Here is a 13,229-nt window from a genome sequence, read left to right as displayed (position 1 = left end):
CCCCAACCCTCCCCCTCAAGGGGGGAGGGAGCCCAAATCGAGGACCACATGACCCACCTCTCCCTCGCCACCCTCTCCTCGATCACCAGCGCCGCCGCGCCCACCTACACCCGGGCCGATCTCACCCCCGGCATCGTCCATTTCGGCGTTGGCAATTTTCATCGCGCCCATCAGGCCGTCTATCTCGATGCCCTGTTCAACAGTGGCGAAGGGCATGACTGGGCGATCATCGGCGCCGGCACCCGCGCATCGGACGCGGCGATGCGCGATGTGCTGCGCCAGCAGGATTGGCTCACCAGCGTGGTCGAGCAGGAAGCCGGCAGCTCCTCCGCTCACATTACCGGCGTCATGGTGGATTATCTCGAACCCGGCGATAGCCAGTCCGTCATCGCCGCCCTCACCAATCCGGCGATCCGCATCGTCTCGCTGACCATCACCGAAGGCGGCTATTACATCGACCCGGCGTCGCAAAAATTCGACCCGACCCATCCCGACATCGCCTGGGACGCCGCTCATTTCGATACGCCGAAAACCGCCTTTGGCCTGATCCTCGCCGGTCTGGTGAAGCGCCGCGACGCCGGCATCGCACCCTTCACTGTCATGAGCTGCGACAACATCCCCGGCAATGGCCACGTCACCGAGAATGCCATCGCGGGCCTCGCCCAGCTCATCGACCCGGCCCTAGCCGAATGGGTCAAATCCTCGGTCGCTTTCCCCAATGGCATGGTCGATCGCATCACCCCCGCCACCTCGGATCGCGAGAAGAACCTGCTCGCCGAGCACTTCGGCATCGAGGATGGTTGGCCCGTTTTCTGCGAGAGCTTCAAGCAATGGGTGCTGGAAGACAATTTCCCCGCTGGCCGCCCGGCGCTGGAAAAAGTCGGCGTGCAGTTCGTTGATGATGTCGCGCCCTACGAGCATATGAAAATCCGCATCCTCAATGGCGGCCATGCCACCATTGCCTATCCAGCGGGCCTGCTCGACATTCACTTCGTCCACGAAGCCATGGAACACCCGCTGGTCTCTGCCTTCCTCAAGAAGGTCGAGAGCGAGGAGATCATCCCCATCGTGCCGCCCGTGCCCGACACCGATCTCAATGCCTATTTCGCGCTCTGCGAACGCCGCTTCGCCAATCCCAAGATCGGCGACACGATCCGCCGGCTCGCCCTCGATGGCTCCAATCGCCAGCCCAAATTCATCATCCCCTCGGCGCTCGACCGGGTGCGCGCCGGCGCTTCGGTGACCGGCCTGGCGCTGGTTTCGGCGCTATGGTGCCGCTATTGCTACGGTACTACCGAGAGTGGCGCCGTCATCGAACCCAACGATCCCAATTGGGAGCGGCTCACGGCGCAGGCGAAACGGGCAAAAGACGATCCGTGTGCCTGGCTTGAAATGAGCGATATCTATGGCGACCTCGCCCAGGCCCCCGCCTTTGTCGCCGCCTTTGGCACCTGTCTCGATTTCCTTTGGGCCAACGGCACGCGCGCCGCGCTCGAAGCCTATCTGGCCAACCGGCTCTAGCCCCGTCCGGCGTCATCCGCTATGGTCCGCGCCGGACCAAGAAGAGAGGCCGGCGTGGCGCAAGACCTCCTGGTGGGAGTGGATGTCGGAACGGGCAGTGCCCGGGCAGGCGTTTTTACGCCCGCTGGCAAACTGCTGGGGCGGCACGCTTTTCCGATCCTGATGCGGCGCGAAGACGCCAATTTCGCCGAGCATGACAGTACCCAGATCTGGCAGGCCGTGTGCGAAGCTGTGCGCGGGGCCATGAAGCGTGCGGACGCGGCGCCCGCCGATATCGCCGGCATCGCCTTCGACGCCACCTGTTCGCTGGTGGTGCGCGATCCGGCTGGCCAGCCGGTCAGCGTGACCACTGCCGGCGAAGATCGCTGGGACACCATAGTCTGGATGGACCACCGCGCGCTGGCCGAGGCAGAAGAATGTACGGCCACAGGCCACGAAGTGCTCGACTATATCGGCGGCGTCATGTCGCCCGAAATGGAAATGCCCAAGCTCATGTGGCTCAAGCGGCACCTGCCGCAGAGCTGGGCCCGCGCCGGCATGATCTTCGATCTGGCCGATTTTCTGTCCTTCATGGCGACGGGATCGCTGGCGCGTTCGCAATGCACGCTGACCACCAAATGGACCTATCTTGCCCATCAGGACACCGCCTGGAAGCGTGACTTCCTCGCGCAGGTGGGCCTCGAAGACCTGTTCGAGCGCGCTGCCCTGCCTGATGTGGCTAAACCGGTGGGCGCCGATCTCGGGCCGCTCACTGAAAAGGCCGCAGCGGACCTAGGGCTGACGACGCGCTGCCGGGTGGGGGCGGGCGTCGTCGATGCCTATGCCGGCGCGCTGGCGGTGCTGGGGCCGCTCACCAAGGAGGCCGCGCAGATGCATCGCCATTGCGCCTTGATCGCCGGTACCTCCAGCTGCGTCATGGCCATGTCCGACCGCAGCATCGGCATCAATGGCATTTGGGGCCCGCATCTGGGCACCATTCTCGAAGGCTTCTGGCAGCTCGAAGGCGGGCAGTCGGCGTCCGGGGCGCTGCTCGACCATGTCGTGCAATGGCACGGCGCCGGTGGCGAGCCGACGTCCGAGCGGCATGCGGCCATCGTCGCCCGCATCATGGAATTGCGCGAAATTGAGGGGATCGCGCTGGCCGACCGGCTGCATGTGCTGCCCGATTTCCATGGCAACCGCTCGCCTCTGGCCGATCCCAACGCCCTGGGCGTGATTTCGGGCCTGACGCTGGACAGCGATTTCGACAGTCTTTGCCGCCTGTATTGGCGCAGTTGCGTCGGCATCGCCATGGGCATTCGCCATATCCTTGAATCCATGCAGGGCGGCGCCTACGCCATCGACACCATGCACATCATTGGCGGGCACACCAAAAATCCGCTGCTGATGGAGCTCTATCCCGACGTTACCGGCTGTCGCGTCGCCGAACCGCAAACCCCGGATGCAACGCTGCTGGGCATGGCGATGATCGCGGCCAATGCTGCCGCGCTCTATCCCAGCCTCGATGCTGCCTGCCGGGGCATGGACCAGGGCGGCACGGTGCGTGAACCCAACCCCTTGGCGCGGGCGCAGTTCGACCGGGATTATCGCATCTTTCTCGAAATGCAGCGTCATCGCCAGGCGCTCGACGCGCTGTCCTGACCGGGCGAGCGTCCGGCTCGAACTCTGGCGCGACAGCTGCAACACGCCCGATTCCACCCTCGGGCTCGACCCAAGGGCCAATCTCCGCGTGCACCAGTTCGTCCACGTGGCGCGCTGACAGGCCCTCTGGTCAAGCCCGAGGGCGGCGTGGTGCTTAGGACGCAGCGGGCCAAAAAAATAGCGCCAACTCGCAGTCAGATTGAGCATTGCTCCCATGCCGGACTGGTGGGCGCAACTGCGCAGACCAGGGACCCTTGCTCCGATCCCTGTCGAATTTTTCCGGTTCGGCGCATTGTCCTTTAGGTGTAGTCGGCCGGTTTTGCTATTGCCTGGCATTGGCCAATCATTTGATCTGCATTGCCTTTTTCATTTCTCTCACAGCATGAAAAACACCCGGAAAGAATCTGATTAACACACTTGAGTTAAGTTAATAGCGTCCGCATAGTTGGTCACATGATCGTTGCAGAGGGCCGCGGAGGGCCCGGCTGCGACCCGGTCATGGAGAGGAAAAGACCAATGACACGTTTGACTCGGCGAACCTTTATCGCCTCCGTGCCGCCTTTGCTGGCGGCCACGCAGATTCCCGCCTGGGCGGCTCCCGCCTCCAATCTGGAACTGATCGCGGCTCAGAAGGGGGAGCCGGCCATCGTCAAGCTCTATCGTCAGCTGGAGCGCCTGACATCGACCGTCACGCTGATGACCACGGGCGCGCATCCGGATGACGAGCCCAGCGGCATGCTGGCGGCTCTGCGCCATGTCTATGGCATTCATCCGGTGCTTTACTGCATCACCCGCGGCGAAGGCGGCCAGAACGCCATCGGTCCGGAGCGCGGCTCGGTTCTCGGCGTGCTGCGCACCCGCGAAATGACCGAAGCCTCGCGCGCCCTCGACGCCTCGCTGGCCTTTGGCGGCCAGGGCCATCATGACAGCGTACACGATTTCGGCTTCTCCAAGGACCCGAACCAGACCATCGACCGCTGGGGCCGCGACCGCGTCATCGAGCGCATGACCTGGGCGTTCCGCTACTACCGCCCCGACGTGATCATGAACTGCTTCCTCGACGTGGGCGGTCAGCACGGTCATCACCGCGCCGCCAACGTCGCCACCTTCGTCACCGCCAAGATTTCCGGCGACGAAAACGAATTCCCCAACCAGATCGCTGCGGGCTTGAAACCCTGGAGCGTGCCGAAGATCTATCAGCCCGCATGGGGCGGTGGTGGCGGCGTCTATGACGACGAAACTCCGCCGCCGCCGCAGACGCTGGTGGTGCGTGCCCCCGAGCGCGACCCGATTTCCGGCGCCACCTTCCCACAGATGGGCGAATGGTCCCGCTCCTGCCATCTGACGCAGGGCATGGGCTCCTGGCGTCCCGATCCGCAGACCGAATGGCCGCTGAACCTGAGCTGGGCCGCCAATGGCGAAGCCGGTAAACAGGAAAACGACATTCGCGATGGCCTCATCGCCACTGTCGGTCACGTCGCTGCGCTCGAGGGCATGCCCGCTTCGGCGGCCGATGCGCTGCGCAATGCCCATGGCCTCATCGAAGAAGCCATTTCTGACTATGGCGATCCGGTCGTGGTCACCAAGAAGCTGGTCGAAATCGGCAAGGCCATCACCGAAGCCCGCGCCAACCTGCCCGAAGAGCTGGAACTGCAGGCCGGTCATCGCCTCGATCGTAAGATCAAGGAAGTCGACCTGGCGCTCGCTACCGCTGCCGGCATGCATATCCGTGCCTTCACCGATGGCGGCGATCTGCGCCCGGGCCAGGACATCGTGGTCAAGACCGTGGTCGATGCGCCCGAGGCCGTTAAGGTGGCATCGGTGGCTGTCGTCGCGCGCGACGGCATCAGCAGCGCTACCAGCGAAGATGGCGTCAAGGTCACCGTCGCGGCTGACGCAGCTTTGACCAACCCGCTGAACGAGCAGTTCGATCCGCTCGGCGGCAATGGCGATGCCTATGTGCAGCTGACCGCTGATATCGATGGCTACAAGGCCGTGCTCGATATCGACCTCGAAGATGCGCTGCGGGTGCTGCCCGAGGCTTCGCTCGAGCTCAAGCCCGATGCCGTGGTGTTCAACACCGAAAAGGAAATCGTGCCGGTCGAAATGACCGCCGTGGTTTCCGGCGCGACTACGGCCGATCTCGACTTCAACCTGCCCGAAGGCTGGTCGATGACGGCAACTGGCGAAACCGGTTCGGAAGCCGGCACCTTCGAGCTGGCCCCGCCGGCCGAGCTGGGCACCGAGCGCATCACCATTGCGCCCAAGCTGCTCGACAAGCAGGCCTATGCCATCAACGTCTTCTCCTACCCGCATATCGGCCGTTCGGTCGTGCCGACGGAAGTCGCGGTGCCGGTGCAGTCGGTTGGTGCACTGATCCCGGAAGGCAAGATCGGCTATATCGGCGGCGGCAATGACAATGTCGCCACCTGGCTCAAGCGTCTCGGCGTCAACCTCAAGGAACTGACCCCGGCGGACATGGAATCGGGCGCCTATCGCGACCTCGATACCCTGGTCGTGGGTATCTTCTCCTTCGGTCGCCGCAAGGATCTCGTGGCCGCTCTGCCGGGCATTCACGAATGGGTCAAGAATGGCGGTCACCTGCTGACGCTCTACCACCGTCCCTCGGATGGCTGGAACAACGACACCGTGCCGCTGGCCTTCCTCAAGATCGGCACACCTTCGATCCGCTATCGCGTGACCGATGCCAAGGCGCCGGTGACCGTGCTCGAGCCCGATCATCCGCTGCTCAACTACCCCAACGTCATTGGGGAAGAAGACTGGGCCAATTGGGACAAGGAACGCGGTCTCTATTTCGCGTCGGAATGGGACGAGGTCTATAAGCCCTTGCTCGCCATGAACGATGCCGGCGAAGAGCCGCTGACCGGTTCGCTGCTCTCGGCTGAGATCGGCGAAGGCCGCCACACCCATACCAGCCTCGTGCTGCATCACCAGCTCGACAAGCTGACGCCGGGTGCCTTCCGCATCATGGCCAACCTGATCCAGCCCGCCAAGCGCTGATCAAGCATCCGGCTCGCGGGGACCTCCCTGCCGCGAGCCGCCCCCGCCGCTTCAGCGGCAATAAAAGCCCTCCGATCCTGCCCCGGATCGGAGGGCTTTTTCATTAGGCCTGCGGGTCGTTGGTGGCCGGGTGGCGGCGATCGAGGCGCGAGGTCAGTGCCAGGGCGAAGAGAATGACGGCGATGCCGGCAAGGGTGGTCCAGGCCGGCACTTCCCCGAAGGCGAGGAAACCGGCCAGGCTGGCCAGCACGATGGAAAGATAGCCCAGCGGCGCCAGCACATTGGCCGGGGTCGATTGATAGGCGCGCAAATAGCAATATTGCGCGATCTGGGCGATGACGCCGATGCCCAGCAAGAGCGGCCAGTCGGCTATGGCCACCGGCTGCCAGGCAAAACCGGCGGGAACAGCGGAAAAGACGGTGAGCCCGACCGTATAGAACACCATCATCACCGTGGTGTTCTCACCCTTGAGCGCCCGCGTCTGCACCGTGGCCAGCGAGCCGAAGACCACCGCCGCCAAAGCCGCGAGAATGCCCGCGTTCCATGCGACTTCGCCCGGCGCCACCATGATGATGACGCCGAGGAAACCAATGCCGGCGCCGATCCAGCGCCAGGGACCGGAGCGTTCGCCCAGCATGAGCGTCGCCAGCGCCAGCACCACCAGCGGCCGCATGAAGCCGATGGCATTGGCCAGCGCCAAAGGCAGGGCGGTGAGCGCGGCGAAATTGGCGTTGAGCGCGGCGGTGTTGCAGAAGACGCGGAAGGCGTGGCGCCCCCAGGCCTTTGTCTGGCGCAGCGCCTGCCGATGCCGCCAGGCCAGCGGCAAGACGCTCACGAGGCCCACCAGCGAGCGGATGAACACCATCTGCACGGCGGGATAATCGGCCCCGCCGAGCTTGACCAGAACGGTCATGATGGTCACCAGCACCATGTCGCAGAGCAGCCAGACCATGCCGAATTCGGGCCCGGCGGGTTTGGGCATGTCAGGCCTTCTGCAGGAGATTGGCCATGATGCGGAAGGCGCCCGGCACCAGCTTGTCGAGCTGATGGTGCAGCACGAGGCTGGTATGGGTATGCCGCCCCTTGCCGATCTCGGCCGAGAGCAGCGAGCCGGTGAGCGGCGCTTCGCCCGCATCGCTCATGGCCAGCAGCGGCACATAGGCGCCATCCCAGTCCGAGGCGAAATAGAGCCCACGCTCCTTGTCCCAGCCGGCAAAGTCCTCTGCGGTGATGCGATTGGGCCCTACGAAAAGACTGTGCGAGGGCGCCAGCAGCGTCACTTCGGCAGCGGGATTGGTGACGCGCCAGCGCAGCGAAGGCGAACCAATGACCAGGCGGCGCGGCGGCGTTGTATCCGGCGACCAGCCATCGCTGGGGCGATGATAGAGCGTGACCAGATGTCCGCCCTGTTTCACCCAGTCATGCAGGCGCGCGGTGGCGGCAGCGAGATCGGGCCGGCTGCCAAAGGCAAAGGTGCCGATGACGATGGTGTCGAACCCGTCCAGCGGCCCCGCCAAAGCCTCGGTATCGAGCATTGTGACATCGGCGCCCATGCGCTCCAGCCAATGCCCGACGCGGTCACTGCCGCCGCCGATATAGCCGATACGCGTCTTGGGCACGACGAGGTCGAGTGCCAGCACGTCGAGTGTCAGGGGCCGCACGAAGCGGGTACCGCCGATATGGGGATAGTCGATCGGCGCCACCACATGGGCGGGCGCACCATCGACTGTTACCGGCATAGCATAGCGCCCCGGTGCCAGACCGGCACTCACCACCAGCGCCAGATCATCGCCCTGCCGCTCCACGGCAAGACCGGCCGGCATATCGAGGCCCAGCCGGTCGGCGGCGATATGTGGCTTGGTGGCAATGCGATGCGCGCCTGTCGCGGGTAGGGGGAGAATCAGTGTCTCGGGCGAGAGGCGCAGCGGATGGGGCGGCGCCACCTGAAACGGCTCCTCGGTGTCGACGTGGAATGTCACCGCTGCCCCGGCCACATGGGCCGTGACCGCGAGGGAAACCGCGCCATTACCGCCCAGGCTCAGCCAGTCGGGCGCAAAGGCATTGGTAACCTTGGCGTCGGAACGGACCGAAAGGGCAATCCTCGCGCCGGTTTCGACCGTCACGCTTGAAGCCGAATGCAGCGCCTCGCCGGTGATCGGCGTTACGCTGATCGAATCAGCTAGGCCGGGCTCGACCTCAACCATCAGGTCAAAACTGCCGCCGGGCACGACATTGGCCGAGGACAGGCTGGCCATGACGCGGATATTGGCGGCCGCCGCGATGGCGGCGTCGATTTCGCTCTGCTTGCGGGCGAGGCGATGGCCATGCAGGTTTAATATGTCGTCGCCCAGTTCGGCCTGCGCGCGGGCAATAGCGGCGCGTGCTGACAGCAGCGTTTCGATGACCGCTGCTGCGTTCGGAAACGCGGCCAAAGCCTCGGCAAAACTGGCATCGGCTTCGGCCAGCGCCGGGTGATCCCCAAGATCGGCGAGTTTTGTCGGCAGGCCGGCGGTCACCTCGGCTTCGCTGCTGCCACCGACCAGATGCAGGTCCCAGCTGGTCACCGGCGGGTGGATCCAGTGTCCCATATTCTGGCTGGCGTGATAGGCGCGGGAAATCTCGCCCATGCGGGCATAGGCGAGTCCGGTCGCTGCATCGCTGCCCAGGGCGCGCACGTTTGATGTGGCCGGCGGTGGCGGCACTTCATCGTCGTAGTAGCCGTTCTCGCCCCCGGTCCAGGCCGGCAGGTAATATTTGGCGACGCGCCAGGGTTTCAGCCCCTCGGCGGCATGTTCGGGATAGGCGGTGGCATCGGCGGCCAGCGCCAGCGCGATTTCGGCGGCCTGGGTCATGGCGCGATGGTGGCCATGCTGGCCCGGCACATCGAGAAAGGTGGGGATGACGATATCGGGGCGGAATTGCCGATAGGCCCGAACCAGCCGCTCAATGGTGCGGTCACGGCCCCAGCGGGCCAGCGTGTCCGGGCCGGATTTGGAAAAGCCGAAATCATGCACGGGATCGTCGGGGCCATGGCCGAGCCAGGCGACATCGGCGTCGATGGCGCGCGCCGCCTCTTCCATTTCCCGGCTGCGCATCACGCCCAGCGCGCCGCCGCGCTCCGGCCCCAGCGTATTCTGCCCGCCTTCGCCGCGCGTCGAACAGGCAATGACGATGCGCATGCCATATTGATGCCGCAGCGTCGCGAGCATCTCGTTCTGCTCGTCATCCGGGTGAGCGCCGGTATTCATGACGGTCAGGGGCGAGCCCAGGCGTCCAAGCGCGTGGCGCAGGGTGACGAGATAGGGTTTGGCGGCTTCGTGGCGAAGCCTTTGGCGATCGGTCAGCATGGCGAATTCCGAATTCAGAAAGTGTCAGTTTGCCGGATCGGCAACACTGAGATGGGGCGAGACGGTGTCGAGCAGCGGCAGCGCGGCGGCCCCGAGGGCGGCGGTCAACTGGCCGGTCTGGCCGCGCGACACGCGGGGCAGGGAGCGTTGCAGGCGCGTCGCTACCGAAACCGGCAGCGGATCAAGTGCAGCTATGACTGCATCGAGCACCGAATCGGGCAGGCCGCCGCCGAAGATCACCGTTTCCGGATCGTAGATATTTTCCAGCATGGCGACGGTGGGCGCCAGATAGTCGGCAGCCATGGCGATCCAGTCCAGCAGCGTCTGGTTGTTGGCGTCATGCAGCTTCTGAAAATCCTCGACCGTGGCCGTATAGATGCCTGCCATGGCGAGGCGCTCGCGCAGGGCGAAGACTGAAACGAAGCGCTCGAGCGCGCCGGCCGGGCCATAGACACCCTTGCCACGGCGCGGGGTCAGCCCGACATGGCCGATTTCGCCGGCATTGCCGAAGGCGCCGCGCACCGGCCGTCCGTCCTGGATGACGCCGAGCCCCAGGCCCACGCCGAAATAAAGGTAGCAGAAATTGCTCAGCTGCCGACCGGCGCCATAGAGGCGTTCGCCGACAACGGCGGCGGTGGCGTCGTTTTCGACCACGACATGCTGGTCGGTGGCCTTGGCGAAAAGCGGCGCGGGATCGACGCCGGTCCAGCCGGGCAGGGTGGCGGGGCCCACCGAGCTCATGCCTTCGATTTCGAACGGGCCAGGCATCACCACGCCGACGCCGAGCAGGGAATTGCTGTCGGCGCCCAGCGTCGCCTGTAGTTTGCGCACTTCGGTGGCGGCAAGGCCCGGAACGACATCCGGCCCCTGGCCATCGGGCGCCAGGGCGATGATAGACTGCCCGCGCACGCCGCCGGAAAGGTCGAGCAGCACGGTGACCATATGGTCGGCCGCCACTTCGATGCCGGCGGTCAGCGGTCCGTTGGGATTGACCGCGAACTGGATCGGCGGCTGGCCACGGCCGGAGCGCAGGCGCCCCAGCTCGATAAGAAGGCCCTCTTCAAGCAGTTCTTCGACGATATTTGCCACGGCCTGGGGGGTGAGCTGGGCCCGGCGCGCGATCTCGGTGCGGCCCAGATGCTCGTGCATGCGGATGACTTCGAGCACGACCCTGCGATTGTGAGCGCGATTGCGCTCCGGGTTGGAGCCAATGGCAACGCGCTGACGCAAATTGCGTTTGCTGCGGCTGTTCAAGATCGGCTTTCCTCCCGGCGCGGTACAGCTAGCACATGAAACTGAAACCAGACTAGTCGGTGAACATAATAACTCAAGTAGATTATTTTATTGACAAGGGAGCGTCGCATATCTCACGCTAAAGGTGGATTGGCGGTCGTGCGCCTGTCTCGCACCAGATATGGCCGCCACAGGATCGGCGGTTCAACGGAGGGATAAAATGTTCACCAAGGCAAAGATGGCCGGACTCGCGGCCGGCATCAGCTTTCTGGCGCTGGGTTCTGCCCAGGCCGTGGAAATCGAGTATTGGCAGTATGTGTTCGACAGCCGCGTCCAGGCCATGGACAAGCTGATCGAGAATTTCGAGGCGGCCAACCCCGACATCACCGTCAAGCACACCACCTTCCCCTATGCCGACTACCAGACCCGCGTCGTCGCCGCCAAGGTTGCCGGCCAGGGTCCGGACGTGGTGCAGCTGTTCTATGGCTGGACCGACCAGTTCGTGAATGGCGGGCTGATCAAGCCGCTCGATCCGGCCGTGTTCCCGCATGCGGAAATCGAAGCCGACTTCTTCCCGATCGTTTCGGCCATGAAGCGCGGCGACGATTATTACGGCCTGCCGACCGCCGTGCGTTCGCTCGCCCTGTTCTACAACAAGGCGATCTTCGCCGAAGCCGGCATCGAGCCGCCGACCACGCTCGACGAGCTGGTCGCTGCTGCCGAAGCCACCACCAAGCGCGATGGTTCGGGCAATATCACGTCTGCTGGCATCACCATGGACATGGCCGGCCAGGACCACCACTGGTGGCGTGAAGACCTGATCCGTCAGTTCGGTGGCGTGCCCTACGATGCCGAAGGCAATGTCGCCTATAACGACGAAGCCGGCGCTGCCGCCCTCAAGTTCTACACCGACCTGCAGACCGAGCATAATGTTGGTCTCGTCGGCTTCATGGATGAAGGTCAGGCCGCTTTCCGCGCTGGTCTTGCTGCCATGACCATCGACGGCACCTTCCGTCTCGGCGCCTTCGCCAATAACCCGTTCGAATGGGGTGTTGTCGAGCTGCCGGCCAATGCCGACGGCGTCAAGTCGAACTATTCGAGCTATTTCGCCAATGCCATCGGCGCGACCTCGGAAGGCGAAGAGCTGGAAGCGGCCCAGAAGTTCCTGGCCTATATCTCTTCGGCCGAAGCCATGGAAATCTGGCTCGACATCGTGGGCGAACTGCCGGCGCGCCGCGACGTCGCTCTGACGGAGAAGAACCTCAACGACCCGATCCGCGGGCCGTTCCTCAAGGGTCTCGAATACGCCCAGACCACCCGCTTCTACGACGAAGCTGCCCAGCGCCAGACCGCGATCGACATGGTCAACCGCGTGCTCCTGGAAGGCCAGTCGATCGAAGACTCGATTGCTCAGGCCGCTGCCGCCGAGCAGGCGATCATCGACGCCGGCCGTCAGTAAGCCTAGCCTCAAAACTCCAGATCGGTGGCGGTATCGTTCCGCCACCGGTCGCATGCTTCCCGAGGAGCGACCATGGCGTCGGCAAACGCATCTTCCCCCGCAGGCCCGTCTCGCTTCTGGGATCGCCTGAATATCAGCACCAAGCGCGTCATCTGGGCCTGGACCTTCCTGGCTCTGCCCATCATCTTTTACGCGGGCATCCGCTTTTATCCCACTTTCCAGGCCTTCTGGCTGTCCCTGACCAATTGGGACCTGTTGCGCCCGGCGCAGTTCATCGGCTTTGCGAACTATCAGAAGATGTTCGCCGATCCGATCTTTTGGAAAGTGTTCCAGAACACCTTCCTCTATCTCATCATCGGCACGCCGATCAGCCTTTTGATCTCCTTCGTGATCGCCTATTACCTCGATCGCGTCCGCGTGCTGCACGGCTTCATCCGTGCCCTTTATTTCCTGCCCTTCCTGACCACGGCTGCGGCCATGGGCTGGGTGTGGCGCTGGTTCTACCAGCCGGTTCCGATCGGGGTGATCAATGGTTTCCTGAGCTCGATCGGCATTGCCCAGCAGCCGTTCCTGCGCTCGGTCGACCAGGCTTTGATCTCCATCCTGATCCCGGCAATCTGGGCGGGCCTGGGCTTTCAGATCATCATCTTCATGGCGGGCCTGCGCGCCATTCCCAACACCTTCTACGAAGCCGCCAAGATCGACGGCCTGGGTGAGTGGGCGATCCTGCGCAAGATCACCATTCCGCTCCTGAAGCCCACCACGGTGTTCCTCGTGGTCTTCTCGTCCATCGGCTTCCTGCGCATCTTCGACCAGGTCTACAACATGACCACGAACGATCCGGGCGGGCCGCTCAACTCCACCAAGCCGCTGGTGCTGATGATCTATCAGACCGCCTTCTCCTCCTACCAGATGGGCTATGCCGCTGCGCAGACCGTGGTGCTGTTCACCATCCTGCTTATCGTCTCGCTGCTCCAGCTCTATGTGCTGAGGGAAAAGAAATGACC

The 13,229-nt window shown here is 64.1% G+C and carries 8 protein-coding genes; 5 read left to right on the top strand and 3 right to left on the bottom strand.

Annotated elements, in window-relative coordinates; all coding sequences use genetic code 11:
• The first annotated feature begins 48 nt into the window (after positions 1-48).
• From DEVEQU_RS12885 to DEVEQU_RS12875, 3 genes are all read left to right on the top strand, one after another.
• Entirely contained in the window at positions 49-1,521 is a 1,473-nt protein-coding gene (locus tag DEVEQU_RS12885) for a mannitol dehydrogenase family protein (RefSeq protein WP_126151000.1), read from the top strand.
• Positions 1,522-1,575: 54 nt separating this feature from the next.
• Positions 1,576-3,162 carry an FGGY-family carbohydrate kinase gene (locus tag DEVEQU_RS12880; protein ID WP_223214217.1) on the top strand — a complete coding sequence of 529 codons (1,587 nt, stop codon included), beginning with the start codon at positions 1,576-1,578 and terminating at the stop codon, positions 3,160-3,162.
• Positions 3,163-3,678: 516 nt separating this feature from the next.
• Complete coding sequence (locus DEVEQU_RS12875) at positions 3,679-6,183, top strand: PIG-L family deacetylase (protein ID WP_126150998.1); 2,505 nt, start codon at positions 3,679-3,681, stop codon at positions 6,181-6,183.
• Positions 6,184-6,286: 103 nt separating this feature from the next.
• Here DEVEQU_RS12875 and DEVEQU_RS12870 read toward each other — a convergent pair whose 3' ends face one another.
• The 3 genes from DEVEQU_RS12870 to DEVEQU_RS12860 are packed head-to-tail and all read right to left on the bottom strand — an operon-like array spanning position 6,287 to position 10,784.
• A complete protein-coding gene (locus DEVEQU_RS12870; RefSeq protein WP_126150997.1) occupies positions 6,287-7,165 on the bottom strand; it encodes a DMT family transporter in 879 nt (292 codons plus the stop codon).
• A 1-nt stretch (position 7,166) separates the two neighbouring features.
• The gene (locus DEVEQU_RS12865; RefSeq protein WP_126150996.1) at positions 7,167-9,530 is read right to left on the bottom strand and encodes a PIG-L family deacetylase; all 2,364 of its coding nucleotides are present in this window, start codon (positions 9,528-9,530) and stop codon (positions 7,167-7,169) included.
• 24 nt (positions 9,531-9,554) lie between these two features.
• Positions 9,555-10,784, bottom strand: a complete 1,230-nt coding sequence (locus DEVEQU_RS12860) for an ROK family protein (protein WP_223214216.1) — start codon at positions 10,782-10,784, stop codon at positions 9,555-9,557.
• 199 nt (positions 10,785-10,983) lie between these two features.
• On the opposite strand from DEVEQU_RS12860, the gene DEVEQU_RS12855 reads away from it, so the two are divergent.
• Together DEVEQU_RS12855 and DEVEQU_RS12850 are read left to right on the top strand one after the other, a co-directional pair.
• Entirely contained in the window at positions 10,984-12,222 is a 1,239-nt protein-coding gene (locus tag DEVEQU_RS12855; RefSeq protein ID WP_126150995.1) for an extracellular solute-binding protein, read from the top strand.
• A gap of 72 nt (positions 12,223-12,294) precedes the next feature.
• Positions 12,295-13,227: a carbohydrate ABC transporter permease gene (locus DEVEQU_RS12850; protein WP_126150994.1), complete on the top strand. Its 933-nt coding sequence runs from the start codon at positions 12,295-12,297 to the stop codon at positions 13,225-13,227.
• Positions 13,228-13,229 lie beyond the last annotated feature (2 nt).

Origin of the sequence: Devosia equisanguinis (assembly GCF_900631955.1) — a bacterium.
In the GTDB taxonomy this organism is placed as follows: Bacteria; Pseudomonadota; Alphaproteobacteria; order Rhizobiales; family Devosiaceae; genus Devosia; species Devosia equisanguinis.
This window is presented reverse-complemented; position numbering and strand designations above follow the sequence as displayed.